We start from the raw sequence: 24,343 nt of genomic DNA, 5'->3' as shown, positions 1-24,343 counted from the left end.
ACGCGCATGACGCGGTTCAGAGTGCAAACACCGGTGTTTTGCTGTCCGGACGCGCCTGCGCTAGCCGCCGAGCGCCTCGGTCAGCAGCGCGGCCATCGCGTCGAGCTGGATGTCGCCGGAGTCGACGACCGCTTCGTCCGAACCGTCGAGCGCACGGGCGGCCAGGGACGCCTTCGAGTCGATGAGCTCGGCGATCTTGGTGTCGATCGTCTGCGCGGCGATGATGCGCCACGCGGTGACGGGCTCTTCCTGCCCGATGCGGTGCACACGGTCGATCGCCTGGGTCTGCTCGGCGCTCGTCCACGACAGCTCGGCGAGCACGACGTTCGACGACACCTGCAGGTTCAGGCCGACGCCGGCCGCGGTCAGCGAGCAGACGATGACGGCGACGTCGGGGTCGTTCACGAACGAGTCGATCTCGGCCGTGCGCTGCGTGGGGGTCTGGTCGCCGCGGATCGTGGCGGTGCGCAGCCCACGACGGGCGAACACCTCTTCCGCCTGGTCCATCACGTCGAGGTGCTTCGCGAAGAACACGACCTTGCCGACGTTCGAGGCGAGCTGCGCGGCGTAGTCGGCCGCGAGCTGGGCCTTGGCCCGGCCGATGCGGCGGACCATCGAGAACACGTTCTCGCCGGTCGACGAGGCGTCCTGGTCCTCGAGCTCCCAGCGCGCGACCTGGCGGACCAGCTTGTGGTCGATGCCGACGACCGGGTCCTGCCCGGTGCGGGCGTCGAGCGCCTGGTGGTACCGGCGGACGAGCTTCGCGGTGAGCTCGCGCTCGGCGTCGCGGATGGAGCGGCCCTCGTCGCCGTCGAGCTCGACGGGGATGTCGGCGATCCGGCGTGCGGGGATGTCCGCGGCGACGTCGACCTTGCGGCGTCGGACGATGCCCTGGTCGATGACGGCGCGGCGGGCCTCGACGAAGAACCCGGGGTCGGCCGGGGTCAGGCCGATCTCCTCGAGCTCGTTCATGAGCTTGGCGCGCGGCTTCTTGTCGTCGATCCAGCCGAGGTACTCCCAGATGGTACGGAAGTCCTCGACCGAGTTGATGAGCGGGGTACCGGTCAGCGCCATGAGCAGCGGGGTGGCGGTGCGCTGCCGGATGCGCTCGGCGATCTGCAGCACGAACCGGGCGCGCTGCGAGTCCTTGTTCTTGATGAAGTGCGCCTCGTCGACGACCATCCCCTTGAACCCGAAGTTGCCGAGCCACCCGGCGTGCCGGTCGAGGATCTCGTAGTTCACGATGACGATGTCGGCGAACCCGTCGAGGTCGTTGCCGTCCCCGTGGATCACCGTGGCGCGGCGGTTCGGCACCCAGCGCTCAGCCTCACGTGCCCAGTTCGTCTTGACGACGTTCGGCACGACGACGAGCAGCGGGAACGCGTTCGCGGCGTCGGCGGCGAGCAGCGACTGCGCGGTCTTGCCGAGGCCGGGCTCGTCGGCGAGCAGGAAGGTACGGTGCCCCTGCGCTGCGGCGGTGATGAGCTCCGCCTGGTGCTTCATGAGCGTGGTGCCCGAGCGCGAGTGCAGCGTCGGGGGCTCCGGCAGCGGCATCGTCGCCGCTCCCCCGCCCGCGCCGTACTCGAACGACTTGAACAGCGGTCCGAACAGTTCCCAGTTCGCCAGGCGGCGCGGGTGCGCGACGGGCTGGTCGGCGAGGGCGAAGTCCGGAGGCATGAACGGGTTCGCGAGCTGGCGCTGGACGACGGACTGCGGCACGACGGCACGCACCGGGGTCTCGACCACCGCGGCGGGCTCGGACGCGATGACGAGGTCCTCCGGCTGCAGCTCGACGCCACCGGCGATCATCATGTCGCGCTTGACCGCGCGCGTCGCCTCGGGCACCTGCACCTCTTCGGCGAGGAGCTGGATGACGCTGGTGTCCCGCGCCGCCGTCTTCGCCAGGATCGTGGCCACGCCGTCGAGCCGCTTGAGCTGTTCGGCGCGCTGCGCGTCGGTGAGCTCCGTGTCGGCCTTCACCCGCGCGCGCTCTTCGCGCATCAGCAGGGCGACCGCCTGGAACTTCGTCCGGTTCGACGCCTTGAGTGGTCCGCGCTGCGCCGCGGCCTCGACCTCGCGCACAGCGCGGGCGAGGACGGGGATGACGCCGTCGTTGTCCAGCGGCCTGGTGCGACGTGACGCGGTCCGCGTCCCGCCGGCAGCACGCCGGGTGCCTGATCGAGCCAACGCTCCTCCTGTTCCGCCCACACGTCGGGGCGATCCGCCCGTGGGGCGGGAAGTCCTGCACCGGGGCCTGGCGCGGCTCCGGTTCGGCCGCGGGCCACCGTGGCCCACCGCATCGCCGGTCCCCGCATCGGGACGTCCGGTGGACTCCCGCGAGCCGTTCCACACGAGCACCTGCCGGGAGCAGGTTCGGACGGTCCGCGCCGGGATCCGGCGTCGTCACACGCACGTGGTGCCCCCTCGGGGCGCTCACGGCCCGGTCCCCGCGTCGATCAAGTGATCGACGGCTGCGTCCGGAATCGACGCGGCACGCGGGAACACGGTGCGTGCGCGCTCAGTTTACTCCCGGACCACCGACGGAGGCGACCGCCGCGTTGCCCGCGCGCGTCGCGACGGCGGACGGGAGGCCCGTTGCGGGCCCGACCCGCGCCTCCCGTCCGATCCCGGGCCCCCACGCCGACCACCCCGCGAAAGCGACAGTTCCCGCCAACCTTCCACGCAGATCTGTCGCTTTGGCGACGGGGCCGCGAGCCGTCAGGCCTGCGGTGCGGACCGCGGGCGGGTCGACGCGCCGGTCGGGAGGCTCGGGGCCGCGTCCGCCAGGGCGGCCTGCGTCGCTGCGAGGAGCTGCTGGGCGGTCTGGATCCCGTTGGCGGAACCGGTGGTTGCCTGGCCGCCGGCGTGGGCGAGCAGCTGCGCGCCGATGGCGGGCCCGATGCGGTCGGTCTCGCGCGGGTTGCGCGCGACCCAGTCGCGGGCGATCGCGTCGGCGAGGCGCTCGGCGGCGGCGCCGCGCTCCGCGTCGCCTCGGGACCGGTGCCACAGCCCGGTCACCACGAGGTGGGCGACGACGGCTCCGACGTCACGGACCGGGAACCCCCAGCCCGCGGTGTCGATGTCGAGCAGGCCCGAGATGCGCCACGGCTCGTCCTCGTCGACGAACACCTGCTCCAGGTGCAGGTCGCCGTGCACGACCTGCTTGGTCGAGCTCGACCAACCGATGGAACGGCGGCCGATGGCGTCGTACAGGTGGTCGATCTCCTCGGCGTCGCGCGGCAGGGCGGCGATGAGCGTGCGACGGTGCCAGTCGGCGTGGTCCATCGCGTCGGCACGGGCCTGCTGGGTCATCGGCACGGTGGCGACGCGGCCGCTCAACGCCGCGAGCGACGCCACGAAGCGCGGGTCGTCGGCGATGTCGCGGATGCGGCTGCCGGCCGGCACGCCGCGGATGCGCTCGAGCACGAGCAGGCCGTCGCCACGGCTGGACAGCACGCGCGGCACCGGCAGGCCGGCCGCGACGAACTGCTCGTGCGACTGCACGATCGGCGCGACCCGGTGCGGACGGACGATCTTCAGGAACAGGGTGCGCTCGGGGGCGTCGACGCGCACCACCGCACGTTTGCCGGGCCGGTACGCGGCGACGGTGAGCACCGGGTCGGTGACGGGCATGCCGAGGGTGGTCAGCAGCTCGGCGACGGCGTCGCGGTAGGTGACCTGCGGCAGCACCGGCAGGCCTGGATCGTTCGGGTACGCCCAGACCGACACCGGTTCGCCCGTCGCCGGGTCCGTGACGATGGCGCTGTTCTGGTCGTGGGTGCCGCCGGTGTCGACGTAGGTCAGGACCGTGGCGCGTTGGCCGTTGCGGTCCAGTGTGTCGACCTCGTAGCCGTACAGGTAGCCGTTGCCCGACGGTTCGACGGAGTGCGCCCGCGCGGCCACCACGGAGGTCCCGGAGCCGGCGAAGGCCTGCGGGATGACGCGCTCATGGTTGGGCCACACGACATCAGTCAACCGCGTCGCACGGGTTTCGTCGCGTTCGTGCACGGCTCGGCGCGCGGCCGGTGGCTACCGTGGTCGGTGTGAACCCGGTCGCGCGTCTCCGCAGCTCCAGTCGCACGCCGTTCCTGCAGGTCGTGAAGACCGCCGTCGCGGTGGTGGCGGCCGTGCTCCTCTGCCGTCTGGTGATCCAGGGGCCGTTCCCCACCTTCGCGGCCATCGCGGCCCTGCTCGTGGTGCAGCCGAGCATCAACCAGTCGTTCGTGAAGGGGCTCGAGCGGAGCGCGGGCGTCGTCATCGGCGTCGTGCTGGCCACCGGGTTCCACCTGCTGCTCGGCGACGGCGTGTTCGTGGTGCTGCTCGTCATCGTGCTCGCGATCCTGATCGCGTGGGCGCTCCGGCTCACCCCGACGTCGGCCACCCAGGTGGGGATCAGCGGGATGCTCGTGCTCACCGCCGGGGTCGTGACGCCGAACTACTCCGCCGACCGGATCCTCGAGACCGTGATCGGTGCGATCGTCGCCCTGGTCGTGAACGCGCTCATCGTGCCGCCCGTCCTGCTCGAGCCGGCGCACCTCGCCGTCGCCCGGCTCGCCCGCGACACCGCGGTGGCGTTCGAGCGGATCGCGATCGGCCTGACCGAGGGGTGGGACCGCGCACGCTGGGACGAGGCCCTCGTCGCGGCCCGGGCCCTCCGGCAGCAGCACGCCAAGGCCGAGGCGTCCCTGGGGTCGGCCCGCGAGTCCCTGACGATGAACCCGCGCAGCGGCCGGCACCGGACGATCCTCGACCGCGACGTGGTGGTCACCGACCACCTGCGCATCCTGGTGACCCGGGTCACCGGCATGACCCGGGCGATCCGCGACAACACCGCCCCGGACCTGCGGGACGATCCGGTGGTGCACGGCATCGCGACCGAGGTGGCGCGGATCGGGGCGGACGTGCGGGCGCTCAGTGCGCGGGTCGAGTCGACGCGGCTCGACCCGGCACCCGGGGCCGGTGGGGCGGACGCTGCTGCGCCCGGACCGGACGCCGAGCCGTGGGCGGAGGCCTCGGAGCCGGCACTCACCGCGCCGCTCGAGGTGGTGCGTCCGAACTCCCGGCACTGGGTGCTCATCGGGGCGCTGCTCGAGGACATCCGACGGGTGCGCGGGGAACTGCTCGGCGAGGACGACTAGGCGCGTCGCGTTCGCGCGGTGCTGGGTCCACCTCAGCGTGCCGCGCAGGCGTTGTGCCGGGTCCACCTCAGCGTGCCGCGCAAGCCGCCTCCGACGCCGTCCGCACCACGTCGGACCAGATCACCTCGGTCGGCACGACGTCGGTCGCACCGGGGACCCCGGTGTCGGCGTACCGGTTGATCTCGGCGACGACGGCCTCGATGCCGACCTCGCGTGCGGCACGGCTCGCCACGTCCGGCACCGCCGTCCGCAGCTCTGCGACCACGCGGTCGCGCGGTACGTCCTCCAGCTGTGCGAGCGCGCCGATCCCCTTCCACGCGGCGTCCAGTTCGGCGCGCAGGCGCACGATTGCCGGGTGGTCGATCGAGTCGTTCATGATCCCCCAGTGCGGGCGGCGCATCGGGTCGCGCTGTCCGCTGCCGGAGCCTAGCAACGAAGCAAGCGACGCTCACGTCCCTAGAACGTGGGACAGACCGTTCCGCCCTGTCCTGTGACGAGATTCAGCGAGTTCGGCCTGAGAACGGCCCTCGGCGACGGTTCGATGCCACGATGGGTCCGAGGAGGTCCACTATGCGGCTGTTGGTGGTCGAGGACGACGACGAGATGCGGGCCCTGATGGAGCGCGGACTCGCGGCCGAGGGGTACCGCGTGACGGCGGTCGAGAACGGTGTCGAGGCGCTCATCGCGCTCGGCGAGCAGGCGTTCGACCTTGCGGTCGTGGACGTGATGATGCCCGGCATGTCCGGCTTCGAGCTCGCCCGGCGGATCCGTGAGCGCGAGGACCCCGTGCGGATCCTGCTCGTGACGGCGCGCGACGCCGTGGACGACCGTGTGTTCGGGCTCGACGCCGGTGCGGACGACTACCTCACCAAGCCCTTCGCCTTCGCCGAGCTCACCGCCCGGCTGCGTGCGCTCGGCCGTCGTGAGTCCGCCGGGGCTCCCCGCACGATCGAGGTCGGCGACGTCTCCATCGACTCCGAGGCACGCCGCATCTCGATCAAGGGCCAGCGCGTCGCCGTGAGCCCCACGGAGTTCGCCCTGCTCCGCCTGCTCGCCCGGTCCGCCGGCAGTGTCGTCGACCGCCCGAAGATCCTCGAAGAGGTCTGGGACGGTTCGCAGCACGTCGACCCGAACGTGGTCGAGCAGTACATCTCGTACCTCCGCAAGAAGCTCACCGCGCACGAGGCCACCGTCGCCATCGCCACGGTCCGCGGTCGCGGGTACCGCCTGGATCTGCTCGGGGCGTGAGCGGGGCCGACGACGCCCCACGATCGGACCACCGACGCGGTGGTCCGATCCGGCCGCTGCGTCTGCTGTCGCTGCGTGCCCGGATCACGATCGGTTCGACGGCGATCGCGGCGATCGTGATCCTGCTGCTCGTCCTGGTGATGCGGTTCCAGGTGGTGAGCGTCGTCGCGAGTGCGACCCGCACGCTGCTCGACGCCGATGCCGACCCCTACGTCGCCACGCTCGAGGTCGACAGCGATCCCGACCTGTCGTCACCGGGCAACGCGCAGCTCGTCGCCGTCGTGTCCCCGTCCGGCGAGATCGTGCTCTCGACGATGCCGGACCGCGTCGAGCAGGCGCTCGGCAGTCTGCGGTCCACCCCTGCCGGCACCTCGATCATCACGGCATCCGGCTCGGAGTACCGCGTCGTCGTGGAGCACCCCGTCAACGAGGCCGGCCGGTGGACGGTCGTCGCCGCCCGTAACTCGCAGGCCGAGGCCATCGTCGTCGACGACCTCACGACGACCCTGTCGTTGACCGGCCTGGCGATCCTGCTCGCCTTCGGCGTGGCGTCCTGGGTGCTCGCGACCACCGCGTTGCGTCCGGTGAACCGGATGCGCCGCGAGGCCGAACGGCTCTCCGTCGCCCCGGAGCGCGCCGAACTGCCGGTGGGCCCCGCCCGGGACGAGCTGGCATCCCTGGCGACGACGCTTAACGCCTTCCTGGCCCGGACCCGGCAGGCGACCGAGCGTGAACGCCAGATGGTGTCGGACGCCAGCCACGAGCTCCGGACGCCCCTGGCCATCCTGACGACCCAGCTCGACCTCGCCTCGCTCGACGGCAACGACGCCGCCGCCCTCGCCGCCCACATCGAACGCGCCAAGCACAGCGTCGCGCGGTTGTCCCGGCTCGCCAACGACCTGCTCGCACTGTCGCGGATCGAGGAGTCTGAGCAACGTGAACAGGACGGCGACCGACGGCCGGAGACCGCCTGGTCGGACCTCGGCGACGAGGTGATGGCAGCGGTCGACCGCGTCCGGCTCATCGCGTCGGCGAAGGACGTCACCGTCGACTTCGACCTGGAGCCGCCGGTCGCCGTCGGCGGGTCCGGCCCGGGCATCGGCGGCGGCACCGTGGAACCGCGCTACCGGATCGACACGGGTGGGATGGCCCAGCTCGTCACGAACATCGCGGGCAACGCCGTGGCCGCACTCCCCCGCGGTGGCGGCATCTTCGTGTCCTGGCGGAGCACCGGCGGCCAGGGCGTGCTGCAGATCACCGACGACGGCCCCGGTGTACCCGAGTCGTTCATCCCCGTGGCCTTCGACCGGTTCACGCGTCCGGACGAGGCACGGACGTCCCGCCCGAACCCCGACCCCTCCACGGGCGCCGGCGCCCTGCCGGGCGGCTCCGGTCTGGGACTCGCGATCGTCCGCGCGGTGGCGGAACGCGCCGGGGGCACGGCGTCGCTCCGCAACGTGCCCGCCGGTGGGCTCGAGGTCACGATCACCCTGCCCGAGGTGCGCTGAGCTCGACCGCTCACCCGAGCAGTACCGCTCACCCGAGCAGGACCGCTCACCCGAGCACGACCGATCACCGGCGCAGGACCGCTCACTGGAAGTCGCGCGACCGGGTGCGGACGGACAGCGACAGGTGCTCGATGCGGTCCGCCACCAGGTTGACCACGCCGTCGGGTGACCGCTCGAGGATGCCCCGGACGATCACCGCCGGGGACTCCCGCGCCACCCGGCGGTAGCGCCCCCACACCCCGACGCTGCAGATGACGTTGACCAGCCCGGTCTCGTCCTCGACGTTCAGGAACGTGATGCCGGACGCGGTCGCCGGACGCTGCCGGTGCGTCACGATCCCGCCGACCTCGACCCGTCGTCCGGTCTCGGCGGTCGCGGTGTCCTGCACGCTGAGCACCCGGCGGGCTGCGAGCCGGTCGCGCACGTGCCGGACGGGGTGGTCGTCGGTCGTCATGCCCGTCGACCACATGTCCGCGATGAGCACGTCCCCGCTCGTCATCTGACCGAACAACGGCGGCTGCACGAACACCTGCGTGTCCGGCAGCTGGTCCGGACGCTCGGCCGCGGCCTGCGCAGCCGACCACATCGCACCGCGGCGGTCGATGTCGAACGGGGCGAAGGCGTCGGCGGCAGCGAGGGCCTCGAGCTGCGGCGTCGTGAGTCCGACCCGGCGGGCCAGGTCCGACATGTCGCGGAAGGGGCCATTGGTGTCCCGCTCGGCGACGATCTTCTCGGCGCTCTTCCGGCTGAGCGACGCGACCTCGGCGAGCCCGAGCCGCACGGCGAAGGCACCGTCGCGACGGTGGCTCGCTGTGTCGTCGGGGAGCGCCTTGTCGAACGGCAGTACCGGGGGCTGCTCGGCAGCCAGGCAGGCGTCGGCACCGACCGGGGCGTCCCCGTCCGGCAGCGGTTCGAGCGTGGCGTCCACCCCGGACCGCAGGATGTCCGGTCGCAGCACGCGGACACCGTGCCGCCGGGCGTCGGCGACCAGGGTCTGCGGTGAGTAGAACCCCATCGGCTGCGCCCGGAGCAGCGCTGCCAGGAACGCCCCCGGGTAGTGCAGCCGCATCCACGCGCTCGCGTAGACGATGAGGGCGAAGCTGATCGAGTGGCTCTCCGCGAAGCCGAAGTTCGCGAAGGCCTGGATCTTCGCGTAGATCGCGTCGGCGTCGGCGCCGTGGATGCCGTTGTCCGCCATCCCCGCGTAGAGCTTGTCCCGCAGCCGGTCGATCTTCTCGTGTCCGCGCTTCGACCCCATCGCCCGCCGCAGCAGGTCGGCGTCGTCCCCGGAGCAGTTGCCGACCGCGATCGCCATCTGCATGAGTTGTTCCTGGAACAGCGGGACCCCGAGGGTGCGTTCGAGCACGGGTTCGAGCGCCGGGTGCATGTAGGTGATCGGTTCCTCGCCGGTGCGCCGTCGGATGTACGGGTGCACTGCGCCGCCCTGGATCGGCCCGGGGCGGACGAGTGCGACCTCGATCACCAGGTCGTAGAACCGCCGTGGGAGCAGTCGGGGCAGGGTGCCCATCTGCGCGCGGGACTCCACCTGGAACACCCCGATCGTGTCCGCGCGGCAGAGCTGGTCGTAGACACCCTGTTCCTCCTTCGGGATGGAGTGCATCTCCCAGCGCTCACCGCAGTGCTCTGCCGCCAGGTCGAACGAGTACTGCAACGCGGCGAGCATGCCGAGCCCGAGCATGTCGAACTTCACGAGTCCCATGTAGGCGCAGTCGTCCTTGTCCCACTGGAGCACGGTGCGGCCGTCCATCCGGGCGTGTTCGATCGGCACGACCTCGCCCACCGGGCGGTCGGTCAGCACCATGCCGCCGGAGTGGATGCCGAGGTGCCGCGGGAACCCGAGGACGTCGCTCGCGAGTCCGACGACCGCCGGTGGGATGTCGTGGTCCTGGCTCTCGGTCACCGAACCCCACCGTTCGACCTGCTTCGACCAGGCGTCCTGCTGTCCGGGGCTGTGGCCGAGCGCCTTCGCCATGTCGCGCACCGCGCCCTTGGGCCGGTAGGTGATCACGTTCGCGACCTGGGCGGCGTTGTGCCGGCCGTACTTGGCGTAGACGTACTGGATCACCTCTTCGCGGCGGTCCGAGTCGAAGTCGACGTCGATGTCGGGCTCCTCGTCGCGCATCGCCGACAGGAACCGCTCGAACGGCAGCCCGTAGCGGATCGAGTCCACCGCGGTGATCTCGAGCAGGTAGCAGACCGCCGAGTTCGCCGCCGAACCCCGCCCCTGACAGAGGATGCCCCGGCCGCGGGCGTACTGCACCATGTCGCGCACGATCAGGAAGTACCCGGGGAAGTTCTTCTCCTCGATCACGGACAGTTCGCGTTCGATGCGCTCCCGCTTGCGGGGCTCGACGCCGTCGGCGCTGCCCGGGTAGAACCGCCGGGCACCGGTCCAGGTGAGTTCGCGCAGCCACGACATCGCGGTGTGTCCATCCGGGACGTCGAGGTCGGGCAGCCCGGGCTTGACCGTCTTCAGCCGGAACCCGAGTTCGTCGGCGAGCTCCACGGTCCGTTCGACCGCGCCGGGGTAGCGCCCGAACCGTCTGGCCATCTCGGCGCCGGAGCGCAGGTGGGCGGTGTCGGCTGCGGGCAGCCAGCCGTCGATCTCGTCGAGGCTGCGGCGAGCACGGACCGCCGCGAGCGCGGTGGCCACCGGGAACCGGTCCGGGGTGGCGTAGTGCACGTTGCCGGTGGCGACCAGGGGCAGTGCGTGCTTCGTGGCCAGGGCGGCCAGGGCGTCGTTGCGGGCGCTGTCGAGCGGGTCGCCGTGGTCGAGCAGCTCCACCACGACGTTGCGGCTGCCGAACCGGTCGAGCAGCACCCGGAGCGCGGTGTCGGCGGCGGATTCCCCACCCTGCTCGAGGGCCTGCCGCACGGTGCCCTTCCGGCACCCGGTCAGGACACGCCAATGGCCGTCCGCGCGTGCGGCGAGGTCGTCGAGGTCGTACTGCGGGCTGCCCTTCTCGGATCCGGCGGCCAGGTGCGCGCTCGTGACCGCGCCGGCCAAGCGGTGGTAGCCGTCCTGCCCGTCGGCGAGCAGGAGCAGGTGCGAGCCCTCGGGGTCGGGCACACCGTTCTGCGGTTCGGTCAGCCCCAGGGACAGCTCGGTGCCGAAGACGGTGCCCACCTGCGGGTAGGACTCGGCGACCTCGGCCATCCGGGCTGCCCCGTAGAAGCCGTCGTGGTCGGTGAGCGCGAGGGCGTGCAGCCGGAGCCGGGCGGCTTCTTCGAACAGGTGCTCGGGCTGACTGGCGCCGTCGAGGAAGCTGAAGGCCGAGTGCGCGTGCAGTTCGGCGTACGGCACGACCGGGCCGCCGTCGGTGTCGATCGGCGACGGGACGTACGGCTCGCGCTTCCGCGACCACGCCGGGCTGTCGCCGCCGTCGCCGTCGTGCGCGGTGCCCGGGCTCCGTTTGTCGGACAGCGCGCGCTCGAACTGCGACCACGGGACGGGTGGGTTGCTGTAGCCCATCAGGACACGCTCCTGTTGGTGGTGGTGGGGGTCGGGGTCACGTCGCGATCGCCTCCGCCCACCAGCGGTGGTCCGCGAGCACCAGGTACCAGGCACGCCCCTCGGCGTCGACGAGCTGCAGCCGGTGCAGGCGTCGGCCGCCGGACTCCCACCACCGGACGACGAGTGGCCACGGACCCGCCCAGGCCGTCACGGCAGAGAAGCCGCCGCCCCGGTCGCCCTCGGCACGGAACCGTTCGGGAGCGCCGGACAGCACGCCGCGCTCGTCGACGTCGACGCTCGCACCACCGGCAGCGACCACGTCGACCGGTCGGGGGCGCTCGAGCACGGTGGCGGGCGGCGGACCGGGGAGCTTGCCGGGCCACGGACGGTCGCGGACGGTCGCCAGGGCGCGCTCACCACCCGCGGGTGCGTCGCCCCACGGCACGAGCACCACGCGCTCGGACAGGGTGCGGCCACCGCCGACGCGCGGACTCACCACACCGTCGTGGCCGACCATGCCCTGGATCCGGGCGAGGCCGTGGTGCACGCGTTCGTCCGGGCCGGAGCCCCACAGCCCGCGCTCGTGGTTCGCCATGTCGTCGACGGCGACCGGCTCGAGCACGACCGAGGTGACCGGTGCCTCGAGCCCGCTGGGGTCCACCCCGCCGGCGAGCTGCCACCGCACCCGGTCGACCACGTCGGCGGCGTCGAACCAGCGCGGGTGTGCCCAGGTCCGTTCGAGCAGGATGTCACGCTCGTCGACGATCCCCACCCGGATGGTCGTCGCCACGAGCCCCGCGGCCCGGAGTCGCTCGGCGAAGTCGTCGGCGGAGCGTCGGAACGCGAACGCGATCTGGTCGGCACGGTCAAGCGGGGGTTCGAACGACGCCTCGACCCGGAGTTCCGGTGGGATCTCCCGCGCCGCGATCTCGCGCGGGTCTCGGCCCGCGGCCAACCGGTGCAGGAACGCTCCGGCCACACCGAAGCGGTCGCGGACCTGCTCGTCGCCGAGTGCCGCGAAGTCGCCGAGCGTGGTGATGCCGAGCCGGTCGAGCACCGTCGCGAGGTCGGGGTCGCCGAGCACGCCGAGCGGCAGGTGCGCGAGGAAGTCCGCCGATCCCCCGACGGGCACGAGCCGCACGCGTTCACCGGGACGCACCGGGCGCGCCCGGGCTGCCTGGTCCGCCGCGAACGGGGTGTCGGCCACCCCGGCCCGCACCGCGGGGGCGCCGTGGTCGGCCGCGATGCCGGCCAGGGTCGCCGCCGCCGCTCGCTCACCGCCGTAGTACCGGGCCGGCCCGCGGGCGCGGAGCGCGAGGGTGCCCGGCCGCAGCACCTCCACCCCGGGGACCGCTGCCTCGACCGCACGGATGACGGGCTCGAACGCGCGGTGGTCGAGGGCGTCGTCGTAGGGCTGCACGAGGAGCTCGGGGCACCGCGCCTGCGCCTCCCGCACGCGGAGTCCCCGCACGACGCCCTGTTCTCGCGCGGACGCCGAACTCGCGAACACGAGCCCCTTCGCGGTCAGGGCGAGGGGCTGCTCCGGCGGGGTCCCACCGGCCCGAGCAGCCGCGATGACCGGCCAGTCCGGGCACCAGAGCACGATGGTCCGGGTCGGGGGTGGTTCGGGCAGTGCTGCCCCACGGGTGATCGCGTCGGTCCGGACGCGCCCCGGGGCGATCACGACGCCACCGCCACGGGCCGCAGCACACGGGTGTCCCCGGAGCCCACCGTCGGCACGGGCGTCGCGGCCCGGACCGCGCCGTCGGCCGCGGGCAGGAGGAGCTCTGCGGTCGCCGGACGCACCGCACCGGCACGCCCGGTCGCGGTCACGGTGGCCCGGCGCTCCGTCAGGTGGCCGTGGCCCTGTCCGATGCCGCTCCACGTCGACGACGTGACCCGCAGCGTGACGTCCGCTCCGGGCCAGGACCCGAGCGCGACGAGCGCCCCACCACGCTGTCGCAGTCGGGCCGAGAGCCGTGCCACGTCGCCCGGCACGACCCGGCCGAGCGGTCGGGTGAGGACGATCTGCGCGACGTCGGCCATCGCCGCCGTCACGGCGAGCCACTGGTCGCCCGGATCGGGGACGAGCACGAGCCGCTCCAGGTCGATCCCCGCGGCTGCGGCGGCTTCGATCCCGAAGGACGGCACCCCGACGACCGCGCACCACGCGCCGGCCGCCGAGGCCGCCTGCAGCATCGTGATCGCGAGCAGCACCGACTCGGGGACGGCGTAGGTGCCACCGACCCGGATCGCGCCGCCGGGCAGCAGGGGTTCGAGCGCCGGGGCGGTGGGGAGCCCGGCGGTGTCGACCCGGGTGGACTCCATGTCGGCCACCCGGGACCGCAGGGACGTGATGCGGTCGAGCGCGGCCCGCGCGTCGCCCAGGTGATCGGACCCGCGACGCACACCGCCACCGGCCGCACCGCTGCCGCCACGTGCAGCACCGCTCCGCCCGCCCCGGTCCGGGGTGGGCGACCGGAGTGCCGCCGCCGTCTGCATGCCCTCATATTCGAACATGTGTTCGATGATGTCAATCGCGTCCGACATCTGTGGACAGTCCGTGTCGAACACGTGTTCGAAACGCGGCAGGTCACCAGCCGACGGCCGCCCCCACTGCACCGAGCACCGACCGCGTCTTCGTCTCGACCTCGTCCGCCTCGTCCGCTGCCACCGAGGACCACGTCACCGCTCCCCCGGCTCCCAGCGTCCGGGAACACACCGCCCCCGACGCGTCGAGCACGGTCACGAGGCTACGGATCGCCACCGACAGGTCGACCGCCCCGCTCGCCGAGAAGTACCCGATCGCGCCGGAGTACACCCCGCGCGGAGCCCCCTCGAGCCGGTCCGCGATCGCCGTGGCGCTGCGCTTCGGCGCACCCGTCATCGACCCCGGTGGGAACGCCGCGTGCACCACGTCGGCCCGTGACGCCCCCGGCGGCAGCACCGCCCCGATCGTCGACACCAGCTGGTGCACGCTGGCGTACGTCTCGACCTCGCACAACCGCTCGACGTGCACCGACCCGGGCACCGCCGTCCGCAGCAGGTCGTTCCGCAGCAGGTCGACGATCATCACGTTCTCGGCGCGGTCCTTCGGGCTCGTCGCCAGGTCGTCCCGCGCAGCCGCGTCCGCCGCCGCGTCGGCGAGTCGCCGTCGGGTGCCCTTGATCGGCTCCGCGAGCACCGCTCCGGCCGCGTCGATCCGCAGGAACCGTTCCGGCGACCGGCTCGCCACGCGCAGCGGGCCGAGCCGCAGGTACGCGCCGAACGGCACGGGGTCCGACGCCCGCATCCGCAGGTACTCGTCCAGGTGCGGGTCCGTACCGGGGCCGCCACGGGCCTCCTGGCCGACCGCGAAGGCGGTGGTGAGGCAGACCTGGAACGCGTTCCCCTCGCGGATCTCCGCACGGCACACGTCGACCGCTTGCTCGTAGGCGGCGCGCGACACGCGTCCGGTCGCCGCGGACACCCCGGCCGGGAGGCCCGTGGCCGCGTCGCCGACGTCGGCCGACGGCATGCGGGCGGTCACGTCTTCGAGCCACGCACGGTTGTGCGCACTGGCCTCCGGTTCGGCGTCGGCGACGAGCGCCAGCGCCCACGCGTCACCGGTGTGGTCGACGACGAGGGCACGGTCGACGAACCGCAGGTCAGCGTCGGCGTGCCCGTCGGCGGTGCGGTCCGGGCCGTCGGACTCGCGGCCGAGCTCGTACCCGAGGAACCCGACCCACCCGAGCGCGAACCCGCACCCGTCGAGCGGCTCGGACAGACGGGGCGTGCGGCCGAGCAGGTCCGCGAGCACCGCGAAGGCCGGACGGCCCTCGGAACGAACCCGCCCGAACCACCCCTCGGCCGGCGCGGCGACCGTCAGGTGCGCACGGCGGTCCTGGTGTCGGAACCGAGCGGCGAACGGCCCGTCCGTCCAGGCCAGCACGGACCAGCGCGCCCGGGGCCGGGCCGTGGCGGGGGCACCGTCCGGCAGCCCGGAGTCGAGCCACACCAGGTCCCCCGAGACCCGCGCCGCCAGGGCCGCCAGGTCGGGGACGGGGTCGAGTCGGCGGACCTCGACGCGGACGCCGGGGTCGGGGTCGGTCAGACCGCGGCGATCGTCCATGCGGCGGCGTGCGAGGCACCGGGGGCGAGCACCACGAGGCCGCGGTCCTCGCCGTCGTTGAAGGCGTCGGGCGCGCACGTCATCGGCTCGACGGCGAGACCCGCGCGGTGGTACTCGGGCACGACGTGGTCAGCGGTGTGCACCTGGGCCCATCCGCACTCCGGCCCGAAGGTCGCACGGACCCCGTGACCGTCCGCCGCCGTGACGGCGATCGTGGCGAGTCCGCCGGCGTCGCGGTCGAACCCGGTGAAGGCGTGGTCGATGAACCGGTCGCCGATCAGCGTGGGCGTGCGCAGGTCGAACTCGTCGTGGACGGGGACCAGGTCGGTCGGGATGAGCCGGTCCGGCGTCACCTCGAGCACCTGGGCGGCGGGGAGCGTCAGGGTCCAGTCGTCGACGGTGCCGGCACCCGCCACGAGGTACGGGTGCGGGCCGGTGCCCCACGGCGCGGCCTGGGCCCCGGTGTTCGTCCCGGTGATCGTCGTGTGCAGCCCCTCGGCGTCGAGCCGGTACTCCACGGTGACCTCGACGCGGTACGGGTAGCCTTCCTGCGCCTGCACGGTCGTGGCGAGCACGACCCGGTCGTCCGCCTGCTCCTGCACCCGGAAGTCGGTCCACGCGACGAGTCCGTGCAGGGCGTGGTGCCGTGCCGGCTCGGTGAGGGCCAGCTCGTGGTCGACGCCGCCGAAGGAGTACTCGCCGTCGACGATCCGGTTCGGCCACGGAGCCAGGACGGCGCCGCGGAAGACCGGACGGACCTGGTCGGCGTCGAACGGCACGACCAGGTCACGACCCTCGTGCCGCAGGGTCCGCAGCGTCGCTCCGACCGTGGCGATGTCGGCCGTGTAGCCGGCGGAGGCGATCGTCAGTGGGGACCCGGACAGCGGCGCGTCGTTGCTCATGCGCTCAGCGTATCGGGCCACCGGGTGGCGATCGGCGCACGAGAAAACCCCCGCCGTTCCGAGGAACGACGGGGGTTTCGGGTGGATCTGAGGGGACTCGAACCCCTGACCCCCTGCATGCCATGCAGGTGCGCTACCAGCTGCGCCACAGACCCAGATCGTGTTGCTTCTGCACCAACCGGTTCCCCGGAGGCACCATAGAAGCGTACACCATGCGAACGCCGGGCAACGAAATCGAAGCCGCCACCCGGGCGCGTCGCTGATCAGGCGGTGTGGTCCACCGGGAGCTCGAGCGGGATGGTCGGGCAGTCGGCCCAGAGACGCTCGAGCGAGTAGTACTGGCGGTCTTCGTCGTGGAAGACGTGCACGATGACGTCGCCGAAGTCGATGAGGACCCAGCGGCCCTCGGCACGGCCTTCGCGGCGGAGCGTCTTGGCACCGAGCTCGAGGAGGCGCTCCTCGACGGCATCGGCGATGGACTGCACGTTGCGCTCGTTCCGACCGGTTGCGAGCAGGAACACGTCCGTGAGCTGCAACGGCCCGGTCACGTCGAGAGCGACGAGGTCCTCGGCCTGCTTGGCGTCAGCCGCGAGTGCTGCGGCCTGCGCGAGTTCCAGTGCGCGAGTGGAGGCGGTCACGGATTCCTTCCGGTCGTCGAACCGACGGACAGCCGGTTCGCTTGATGGGTCACGATCATAAGCCACCCCGCCGACAGCGGCCAGGCCGGGGTCGGCGGGGTGGTGGAGAACGGTCGTCGGGGACGGCAGCGGTCAGCCGCCGAACGCATGGGTGGTGACGAGGGCGACGACGATGACCGCCGCTGCGGCGATGCCGACCGAGCCGAGCGCGACACCGAGGATGAGCGGCGTTCGCGACTCCTTCGGCTTGGCGGCGGCGAGCACGACCTGACGGGTCGAGGTGTGACTGGACACCGCACGGCTCGCCCGCACCGGACTGGCGTCGGTCTCGGGCTGCTCGTCCTGCTGCTCGAGCAGGCGGTCGACCTCGGCCCCGTCGATCGGACGGTGCGACCCGGTCGACGACAGCGACGCCGGCAGGTCGATCGATCCGGTGAGGATCACCTCGCCCGTCGCGTTGAGGGCACCCGTCGGGTCGGCCAGGGCCGAGTTCGGCAGGATGATCGCGTTGGTGTTCGTCACGGCGACGCGGCGGGTGCCGGTCTCGGCGTCGTGCACCTCGGAGTCGTTCGAGTCGTGCGCCTGCTGCGACCAGTGGCCGGCGGGCGGCGCGAAGGCCGTGGTCACCGGCTTCGGCTCGGTGGGCCGCTGGAACGCGGCGGGGGCCTTCGGGGCCTCGGTCACGGCGCCGGGCAGCGGGACCTCGTTCGTGTCGTCGTCCTCGGCGTCGAGCGAGAGCGGGAACACCGCGGGGGTCGCTGCTGCGGCGTTCGTCGGGATCGGGACGGGCGTGACGGCGGGCCGCGACCCGGGCGCGGTGTCGGCCGACCCGGCCGGAGCGTCGGCGGGCGTCTCGTCGGCCTGGGCATCGTCGGTCGCGTCGTCCGCCGGGGCGTCGAGGACCGACGCCTCGGGTGCGGTGGCGTCCGGGTCGGTGGCGTCCGAGTCGGTGGCGTCCGATTCGGTGCCGTCCGAGTGGGTGCCGTCCGAGTCGGAGTCGGCGGGCGGCGACCACGTCGAGCGGTGGCGGCGGGGCTCCTCGGCATGCGCAGCGGCCTCGTCGAGGGCCTCGATCGCGTCCGGGGACCCGTCGGCCTCGGTGGCTTGCGCGACCGCGGCCTGGTCGAGGACCGTCGGCGCAACGGACTGCTCGTCGCGCTCGGCCTCGGCATCCGGAGTGCTCTGCTGCGCCGCGGCGGGGTCGATCGTGTCGACCGAGCCGATGACGTCCTCGACGGTGCGGTCGGAGGACTGCGGCGTGGGGTTCTGCAGCGGGACCGGCAGGACCGCCTGGCGCTCGGCGGCGCGGAGCTGCCGGATCTGCCGACGGGTGAGTCCACCGCTGCCGGGGACGATCTCGGTCGCGGACGCCGGCGGGAACGGCGGCACACCGGCCGCGGGCGCCGACACCGGGACGGACGGCGCGGAGCCCGGGGCATCCTGCGCCGAACCCGGCGTGGACGACTGGGCAGGGCCGCCTGGTGCGGGGGCAACGTGCGACCCGGGGCGACGACGGGACTCGGGGGTCTCGGCCGCGGGCGTGGCGACGGTCGGGGGCGGCGTCGCGGGCTGCGAACCGGCCGCGGCGGCACGCTCCCGCTCGCGCGCCTGGCGCCGCGACAGGGGCGGCTGCGCGTCGGACGAACTCATGCAACGCTCCGATACAGATGGTGCTTGGAGATGTACTGGACGACACCGTCGGGAACCAAGTACCAGACGGGGGAACCCCGTCGAACCCGGTCACGGCAATCCGTCGACGATATGGCCAGTGCAGGGACCTCGAGCAAGCTTACGTCCCGCTCGGGCAATCCGGTGATGCTCAAGGCGTGTCCCGGACGCGTCACGGCGACGAAGTGTGCCAGGTCCCAGAGTCCATCATGGTCTTTCCAGTCGACGATCTGCTGAACGGCGTCTGCGCCCGAGATGAAGACGAGCTGGGCATCCGGTCGTTGTTCGTGCAGGTCCTGCAGCGTGTCGACGGTGTACGTCGGCCCCGGACGGTCGATGTCCACGCGGCTGACGGTGAACATCGGGTTCGACGCGGTGGCGATGACGGTCATCAGGTACCGGTGCTCGGCGTCGGTGACGTCGGACTTCATGTACGGCTGCCCGGTGGGGACGAAGACGACCTCGTCGAGGTCGAACGCCCGCGCCACCTCGGACGCCGCGACCAGGTGCCCGTGGTGGATGGGGTCGAACGTGCCACCCATCACGCCGATGCGTGGCCGTCCGGTGGTCTCGAGCATCGAGTGGTCGGTCAGATCTTGGTGTGACCGAACTCGTCGACACCCGACTCGTTGTGGCGGGTGGCCTCGAACTTCTGGGAGTGACGGTACGCCACGTCGCGGAAGCTCCAGGTCACGAAGCCGAGGAAGATGAAGAAGAGGGCGCCGACCATGGGGAACACGAACGCGGGCGCCCCGGAGGCGTGCTCAGCAGCTTCTGCGAGGAGGGTCATCGTTCGTGCTCCGTTCGGTCGGGGAAAGACGCCGTTCAGTCTAGCCGCGGATCTGCCCGGAGCCGCGCACGATCCACTTCGTGCTCGTGAGCTCCGGCAGCCCCATCGGACCGCGCGCGTGCAGCTTCTGCGTCGAGATGCCGACCTCGGCCCCGAAGCCGAACGCACCGCCGTCGGTGAACCGAGTGGAGGCGTTCACCATCACCACCGCCGAGTCGACGCTCGCCAGGAACCGCTCGGCGGTGTCGACGTCGTTCGTGACGATCGACTCCGTGTGGTGCGTGGACCACCGGGCGATGTGCGCCATCGCCGCGTCGACGTGGGGCACGACGCGGATCGACAGGTCGAGGTCCATCGACTCGGTCGCCCAGTCGGCATCGGTGGCTCGGAGCACCCCGGGCACGATCGCCCGGGTGGCGTCGTCGCCGCGCAGCGTGACGCCGGATGCCCGCAGCCGGTCGGCCAGCACCGGCAGGAGTCGCTCGGCCGCCGCCTCGTGCACCAGCAGGGTCTCGAGGGCGTTGCACACGCTCGGTCGCTGCACCTTGCTGTTCAGCACGATGTCGACCGCACGCTGCTCCGGCGCGGACGCGTCGAGGAACACGTGCACGACGCCTGCCCCGGTCTCGATGACGGGCACCTGCGACTCGGTGACGACGGTCTGGATGAGCGCGGCGCTCCCCCGTGGGATCAGCACGTCGACCAGCCCGCGGGCACGCATGAGCTCGGTGGCGCCGGCGCGGCCGAACTCGTCGATGGTCTGCACCAGGTCGCGGGGCAGTCCGACCGACTCGACCGCGTCCTGGATCCGGGCGACGAGCACGGCGTTCGTGTGCTGGGCCGCCGATCCACCGCGGAGCACGACGGCGTTGCCCGACTTGAGTGCGAGCGAAGCGATGTCGACGGTGACGTTCGGGCGTGCCTCGTAGATGGCCCCGACGACACCGAACGGCACACGCACCTGGGTGAGCTGGAGCCCGTTCGGCAGCTGCGACCCGCGCACGTGCTCCCCCACGGGGTCGGTGAGCCCGACGACGTGCTCGACCGCGGCAGCCAGGGCCTCGATCCGGACCGGGTCGAGCCGCAGCCGGTCGAGCAGCCCCGACGACAGGCCGCCGTCCTCACCCGCGACGAGGTCGTCGTGGTTGGCGGCGACGATCTCGTCCGTCGCTGCACGCACCGCCGAGGCGATCGCCGCGAGGGCCGCGTCCTTGACCGCGGTCGTGGCGGTCGCGAGCGCCGACGAGGCGGCGCGTGCCGCCACGAGCTTGTCGGTCAGGGTCGGGGCGGGCGCGATCGACGACATGGACCGATTGTAGGTCCGCCACCGGGGTCGTGACGGGCCTGCCGGACGCTCACCGCGCCTCCAGGCCCGGTCCGCCGTTCCGGTCGGTCACGACACGTCGTCCCCCGTTCGCCGAGCGGTCGCAGACCGTCGCCCAGCGGCGACCGCAACGACGGTTCCCGACCACACGCCGGTGACCCGACGGGGAGTCGTGACCGCCCGGAGGCCCGCCACCGGTCCCGACACCCGCACCGGCCCTCCAGGCGGTCGCGTCCACCCCGCCGACTGCCTGGACCCGCCGGTCACGACACGTCGTCCCCCGCCCGCCGAGCGGTCGCAGAACGTCGCTCCGCGACGCCCGCGCCGACGGTCCCCGACCAGTCGGCGCCGTCCCGACGGGGAGCCGTGACCGCCTGGAGGACCGCCACCGGTCCCGACACCCGCACCGGCCCTCCAGGCGGTCGCGTCCACCCCGCCGACCGGTCACGACACGTCGTCCCCCGCCCTCCGAGTGGTCACAGACCGTCGCCCAGCGGTGACCGCAACGACGGCTCCCGACCACGCGCCGGTGACCCGACGGGGAGTCGTGACCGCCCGGAGGCCCGCCACCGGTCCCGACACCCGCACCGGCCCTCCAGGCGGTCGCGTCCACCCCGTCGACTGCCTGGACCCGCCGGTCACGACACGTCGTCCCCCGCCCGCCGAGCGGTCGCAGACCGTCGCTCCGCGACGCCCGCGCCGACGGTCCCCGACCAGTCGACGACGTCACAACGGGGAGTCGTGACCAGTCCCTGCCAGTCGCGCGGCCCGGCCCGGCCTCAGGGGCGCGGCGCGGCGTGGAACCAGGTGCCGACGTGTTCGCCCGCGAGGGCGCGGTCCACCAGCGCTGTGTCGGTCACGAGCACCGCGGTGCCCGCCTCGGCCGCGAGCCGCGCAGCGGCGACCTTGGTCCCCGCTCCCCCGGTACCGACGCCGGCCGTGCCGATCGACCCGAAGGTGACCCCGGCCAGCTCGTCGCCGAACGGCACCTCGTCGATGCGGGTCGCACCGGGCTGCTCCGGGGGTGCCGTGTAGAGCGCCTCGACATCGGAGAGCAGCACCAGGGCATCGGCACCGAGCAGCCGAGCCACCAGGGCCGCGAGCCGGTCGTTGTCGCCGAAGCGGATCTCGTGGGTAGCGACGGTGTCGTTCTCGTTCACGATCGGCAGCACTCGCAGCGCGAGCAACCGGTCGATGGCGCGCTGGGCGTTCACCCGGTGCGTGGGGTTCTGCAGGTCGCCCGCCGTGAGCAGGATCTGCGCCGCGACGACACCGTGCCGGTCGAGTTCCTTCTGGTACCGGAACATCAGGACGTTCTGCCCGGTGGCCGCCGCCGCCTGCTGCGTGGCCAGGTCGTCCGGCCGCCCCTGGAGCCCGAGGAACGGGAACCCGGTCGCGATCGCACCGGACGACACGAGCACCACCTCGGTGCCCCGCCCGTAGGCCGCCGCCAGGGCGTCCACCAGCGGGCCGATCTGCCCGGCGGCGTCACCGCTGACCGACGACGAGCCGACCTTGACCACGATCCGCCGCGCACGCGGGATGTCCTCGCGCCGGGTGACGGGTCCGAGGTCGGTGCGGGCGGTCGTGTCGGTCATGCCGCGGTCAGTCCTTCTGGTCGCTGGTCTCGACCTGGTCGCCGTCGAAGTGGTCGCCGGTGCCGAGCTGGTCACTGGTCACGACGTCGTCGTCCACCCAGAGCCCGGAGACGCGCTCCTGCTCGAGCTCGGCACGGGCGGCGGCCTTGGCGTCCATCCGCTCGAAGTACTCCTCGCGCCGCTCGTTGCGGGTCGGACGCGAGGTCGCACCGATGCGGGCGTCGGTGCCACGGGCACTCGTGATGAGCTCCGCGGTCGATGTGAGCGTGGGCTCCCAGTCGAACACCATGCCGCCGTCGCCACCGATGACGACCGTCGACCCGGCGACGGCTCCGGCCTTGAACAGACCGTCCTCGACGCCGAGCTTCGCGAGCCGGTCGGCCAGGTAGCCGATCGCCTCTTCGTTGGTGAAGTCGGTCTGCTGGACCCAGCGCTCCGGCTTGGCGCCGCGGACACGGTAGAAGCGGTGCTCCTCGCCGCCCTCGGCGCGCACGGTGAAGGGCTTCTCGTTGACCGAGCGGGGGCGCAGGACGATGCGCTCCGGCACCGGCTCGGCCGCACGGGCGGCGCGGGCCTGCTCGACCACGTCTGCCAGGGCGAACGTCAGCTCGCGGAGGCCCTTGCGGGACGCCGTGGAGATCGGGAAGACGCGGTAGCCGCGGCCCTCGAGCTCGGCGGTGACGAACTCGGCGAGCTCCTGCGCCTCGGGCACGTCGATCTTGTTCAGGGCGATGAGCTGCGGGCGCTCGAGCAGCGGCACCTGGCCCTCGGGGACCGGGTAGCGCTCGAGTTCGCCGAGGATGACGTCGAGGTCGCTGATCGGGTCGCGGCCCGGGTCGAGCGTGGCGCAGTCGATCACGTGGAGCAGCGCCTCGCACCGCTCGACGTGCCGCAGGAACTCCAGGCCGAGGCCTTTGCCCTCGGACGCGCCCTCGATCAGACCGGGGACGTCGGCGACGGTGAAGCGGGTGTCGCCGGATTCGACGACGCCCAGGTTCGGGGTGAGGGTGGTGAACGGGTAGTCCGCGATCTTCGGCTTGGCGGCCGAGACCGCCGCGATCAGCGAGGACTTGCCGGCGCTCGGGAACCCGACGAGGGCGACGTCGGCGATGGTCTTCAGCTCGAGGCTGATGTCCCCCGCCCAGCCCTCGGTGCCGAGCAGCGCGAAGCCGGGGGCCTTGCGCTTGGTGGTGGAGAGCGCCGCGTTGCCGAGGCCACCCTGCCCGCCGGGGGCCACGACGACGCGCATGCCGGGCTCGGTGAGGTCGGCGATCACTTCGCCGGACTCGTCGTACACCACGGTGCCGACGGGCATCGGGAGCTCGAGGACCTCGCCGCTGACACCGCTGCGGTGATCGCCCATGCCGGGCTGGCCGTTCTTCGACGAGCGGTGCGGGGAACGGTGGTAGCCGAGCAGCGTCGTCACCTGCGGGTCAGCCACGAGCACGATGTCGCCGCCGTCACCGCCGTTGCCGCCGTCGGGCCCGGCCAGGGGCTTGAACTTCTCACGGCGGACCGACACGCAGCCGTTGCCGCCGTGCCCCGCGCTGAGGTGCAGGGTCACGCGGTCGACGAAGGTCGCCATGGGTCCACTCCAGGTGTTTCGTTGTGCCGACGGGATCGTCGGCGGGAAAAGCGAAGGAGGGGCGGGCACTCGGCCCGCCCCTCCAGCTGCAGTCGTTCGAACGACTACGCGTTGACGATGTTGATGACCTTGCGGCCACCCTTGGTGCCGAACTCGACCGAACCGGACGAGAGGGCGAACAGCGTGTCGTCGCCACCACGGCCGACGTTGGCGCCGGGGTGGAAGTGGGTGCCGCGCTGGCGGACGATGATCTCGCCGGCGTTGACGACCTCGCCACCGAAGCGCTTCACGCCGAGGCGCTGTGCGTTCGAGTCACGACCGTTGCGAGTAGAACTCGCACCCTTCTTGTGTGCCATGA

The 24,343-nt window shown here is 72.7% G+C and carries 19 protein-coding genes and 1 tRNA gene; 3 read left to right on the top strand and 17 right to left on the bottom strand.

Features of this window, described 5'->3' with window-relative positions; all coding sequences use genetic code 11:
- Positions 1 to 60: 60 nt before the first annotated feature.
- Positions 61 to 2,187, bottom strand: a complete 2,127-nt coding sequence (locus BIU95_RS16845; RefSeq protein ID WP_042538474.1) for a DEAD/DEAH box helicase — start codon at positions 2,185 to 2,187, stop codon at positions 61 to 63.
- 531 nt (positions 2,188 to 2,718) lie between these two features.
- Complete coding sequence (locus tag BIU95_RS16840) at positions 2,719 to 3,963, bottom strand: aminoglycoside phosphotransferase family protein (protein WP_071252320.1); 1,245 nt, start codon at positions 3,961 to 3,963, stop codon at positions 2,719 to 2,721.
- A gap of 80 nt (positions 3,964 to 4,043) precedes the next feature.
- Here BIU95_RS16840 and BIU95_RS16835 point away from each other — a divergent pair, with 80 nt between their 5' ends.
- Positions 4,044 to 5,138, top strand: coding sequence for an aromatic acid exporter family protein (locus BIU95_RS16835; RefSeq protein ID WP_083389450.1), 1,095 nt, complete (start codon positions 4,044 to 4,046; stop codon positions 5,136 to 5,138).
- 67 nt (positions 5,139 to 5,205) lie between these two features.
- Here the strand turns inward: BIU95_RS16835 and BIU95_RS16830 are convergent, their stop codons facing one another.
- Positions 5,206 to 5,538, bottom strand: coding sequence for a hypothetical protein (locus BIU95_RS16830; RefSeq protein ID WP_071252316.1), 333 nt, complete (start codon positions 5,536 to 5,538; stop codon positions 5,206 to 5,208).
- Positions 5,539 to 5,708: 170 nt separating this feature from the next.
- Here BIU95_RS16830 and BIU95_RS16825 point away from each other — a divergent pair, with 170 nt between their 5' ends.
- Together BIU95_RS16825 and BIU95_RS16820 are read left to right on the top strand one after the other, a co-directional pair.
- Positions 5,709 to 6,386: a response regulator transcription factor gene (locus BIU95_RS16825; RefSeq protein WP_017885962.1), complete on the top strand. Its 678-nt coding sequence runs from the start codon at positions 5,709 to 5,711 to the stop codon at positions 6,384 to 6,386.
- Positions 6,383 to 7,894, top strand: coding sequence for a cell wall metabolism sensor histidine kinase WalK (locus tag BIU95_RS16820; protein WP_017885963.1), 1,512 nt, complete (start codon positions 6,383 to 6,385; stop codon positions 7,892 to 7,894). Before BIU95_RS16825 ends, BIU95_RS16820 begins: the two co-directional genes overlap by 4 nt.
- An 82-nt stretch (positions 7,895 to 7,976) precedes the next feature.
- On the opposite strand, the gene BIU95_RS16815 is transcribed toward BIU95_RS16820, so the two are convergent.
- The 14 genes from BIU95_RS16815 to rpmA form a co-directional block, all read right to left on the bottom strand.
- The gene (locus BIU95_RS16815) at positions 7,977 to 11,387 is read right to left on the bottom strand and encodes an error-prone DNA polymerase (RefSeq protein ID WP_042538478.1); all 3,411 of its coding nucleotides are present in this window, start codon (positions 11,385 to 11,387) and stop codon (positions 7,977 to 7,979) included.
- A gap of 37 nt (positions 11,388 to 11,424) precedes the next feature.
- Positions 11,425 to 13,053, bottom strand: a complete 1,629-nt coding sequence (locus BIU95_RS16810; RefSeq protein ID WP_082509671.1) for a DNA polymerase Y family protein — start codon at positions 13,051 to 13,053, stop codon at positions 11,425 to 11,427.
- The gene (locus BIU95_RS16805; protein WP_231564060.1) at positions 13,050 to 13,889 is read right to left on the bottom strand and encodes a hypothetical protein; all 840 of its coding nucleotides are present in this window, start codon (positions 13,887 to 13,889) and stop codon (positions 13,050 to 13,052) included. The genes BIU95_RS16810 and BIU95_RS16805 overlap by 4 nt, the downstream gene beginning before the upstream one ends.
- A gap of 73 nt (positions 13,890 to 13,962) precedes the next feature.
- Entirely contained in the window at positions 13,963 to 15,480 is a 1,518-nt protein-coding gene (locus BIU95_RS16800; protein WP_071252314.1) for an anthranilate synthase component I family protein, read from the bottom strand.
- On the bottom strand, positions 15,459 to 16,382 hold the full coding sequence (locus BIU95_RS16795; protein ID WP_071252312.1) for an aldose 1-epimerase family protein: 924 nt from the start codon (positions 16,380 to 16,382) through the stop codon (positions 15,459 to 15,461). The genes BIU95_RS16800 and BIU95_RS16795 overlap by 22 nt, the downstream gene beginning before the upstream one ends.
- Positions 16,383 to 16,464: 82 nt before the next feature.
- Positions 16,465 to 16,537, bottom strand: a tRNA-Ala gene (locus BIU95_RS16790).
- Between the two features lie 108 nt (positions 16,538 to 16,645).
- Positions 16,646 to 17,020, bottom strand: a complete 375-nt coding sequence (rsfS, locus tag BIU95_RS16785; protein WP_017885969.1) for a ribosome silencing factor — start codon at positions 17,018 to 17,020, stop codon at positions 16,646 to 16,648.
- A 132-nt stretch (positions 17,021 to 17,152) separates the two neighbouring features.
- Positions 17,153 to 18,670: a hypothetical protein gene (locus BIU95_RS16780; RefSeq protein ID WP_139179882.1), complete on the bottom strand. Its 1,518-nt coding sequence runs from the start codon at positions 18,668 to 18,670 to the stop codon at positions 17,153 to 17,155.
- Positions 18,667 to 19,266, bottom strand: coding sequence for a nicotinate-nucleotide adenylyltransferase (nadD, locus tag BIU95_RS16775; protein WP_082046874.1), 600 nt, complete (start codon positions 19,264 to 19,266; stop codon positions 18,667 to 18,669). The genes BIU95_RS16780 and nadD overlap by 4 nt, the downstream gene beginning before the upstream one ends.
- An 11-nt stretch (positions 19,267 to 19,277) precedes the next feature.
- Positions 19,278 to 19,478, bottom strand: coding sequence for a hypothetical protein (locus BIU95_RS16770; RefSeq protein ID WP_017885971.1), 201 nt, complete (start codon positions 19,476 to 19,478; stop codon positions 19,278 to 19,280).
- Positions 19,479 to 19,518: 40 nt separating this feature from the next.
- The gene (locus tag BIU95_RS16765) at positions 19,519 to 20,784 is read right to left on the bottom strand and encodes a glutamate-5-semialdehyde dehydrogenase (protein ID WP_071252308.1); all 1,266 of its coding nucleotides are present in this window, start codon (positions 20,782 to 20,784) and stop codon (positions 19,519 to 19,521) included.
- A 797-nt stretch (positions 20,785 to 21,581) separates the two neighbouring features.
- Positions 21,582 to 22,400, bottom strand: a complete 819-nt coding sequence (proB, locus tag BIU95_RS16760; RefSeq protein ID WP_082046875.1) for a glutamate 5-kinase — start codon at positions 22,398 to 22,400, stop codon at positions 21,582 to 21,584.
- 7 nt (positions 22,401 to 22,407) lie between these two features.
- Positions 22,408 to 23,985, bottom strand: a complete 1,578-nt coding sequence (gene obgE, locus BIU95_RS16755; RefSeq protein ID WP_071252307.1) for a GTPase ObgE — start codon at positions 23,983 to 23,985, stop codon at positions 22,408 to 22,410.
- Positions 23,986 to 24,089: 104 nt separating this feature from the next.
- Positions 24,090 to 24,341: a 50S ribosomal protein L27 gene (rpmA, locus tag BIU95_RS16750; protein ID WP_017885976.1), complete on the bottom strand. Its 252-nt coding sequence runs from the start codon at positions 24,339 to 24,341 to the stop codon at positions 24,090 to 24,092.
- Positions 24,342 to 24,343: the final 2 nt, after the last annotated feature.

Source organism: Curtobacterium sp. MCBA15_007, assembly GCF_001864905.1.
GTDB lineage: Bacteria > Actinomycetota > Actinomycetes > Actinomycetales > Microbacteriaceae > Curtobacterium > Curtobacterium poinsettiae.
This window is presented reverse-complemented; position numbering and strand designations above follow the sequence as displayed.

Excerpts from the sequence above, each read along its gene's own strand:
- BIU95_RS16830 (WP_071252316.1), bottom strand. The coding sequence starts at position 5,538 with ATGCGCCGCCCGCACTGGGGGATCATGAACGACTCGATCGACCACCCG.
- BIU95_RS16825 (WP_017885962.1), top strand. The coding sequence starts at position 5,709 with ATGCGGCTGTTGGTGGTCGAGGACGACGACGAGATGCGGGCCCTGATG.
- BIU95_RS16815 (WP_042538478.1), bottom strand. The coding sequence starts at position 11,387 with ATGGGCTACAGCAACCCACCCGTCCCGTGGTCGCAGTTCGAGCGCGCG.
- BIU95_RS16805 (WP_231564060.1), bottom strand. The coding sequence starts at position 13,889 with ATGTTCGAATATGAGGGCATGCAGACGGCGGCGGCACTCCGGTCGCCC.
- BIU95_RS16800 (WP_071252314.1), bottom strand. The coding sequence starts at position 15,480 with ATGGACGATCGCCGCGGTCTGACCGACCCCGACCCCGGCGTCCGCGTC.
- BIU95_RS16795 (WP_071252312.1), bottom strand. The coding sequence starts at position 16,382 with ATGAGCAACGACGCGCCGCTGTCCGGGTCCCCACTGACGATCGCCTCC.
- BIU95_RS16780 (WP_139179882.1), bottom strand. The coding sequence starts at position 18,670 with ATGAGTTCGTCCGACGCGCAGCCGCCCCTGTCGCGGCGCCAGGCGCGC.
- nadD (WP_082046874.1), bottom strand. The coding sequence starts at position 19,266 with ATGCTCGAGACCACCGGACGGCCACGCATCGGCGTGATGGGTGGCACG.
- BIU95_RS16770 (WP_017885971.1), bottom strand. The coding sequence starts at position 19,478 with ATGACCCTCCTCGCAGAAGCTGCTGAGCACGCCTCCGGGGCGCCCGCG.
- BIU95_RS16765 (WP_071252308.1), bottom strand. The coding sequence starts at position 20,784 with ATGTCGTCGATCGCGCCCGCCCCGACCCTGACCGACAAGCTCGTGGCG.
- proB (WP_082046875.1), bottom strand. The coding sequence starts at position 22,400 with ATGACCGACACGACCGCCCGCACCGACCTCGGACCCGTCACCCGGCGC.
- obgE (WP_071252307.1), bottom strand. The coding sequence starts at position 23,985 with ATGGCGACCTTCGTCGACCGCGTGACCCTGCACCTCAGCGCGGGGCAC.
- rpmA (WP_017885976.1), bottom strand. The coding sequence starts at position 24,341 with ATGGCACACAAGAAGGGTGCGAGTTCTACTCGCAACGGTCGTGACTCG.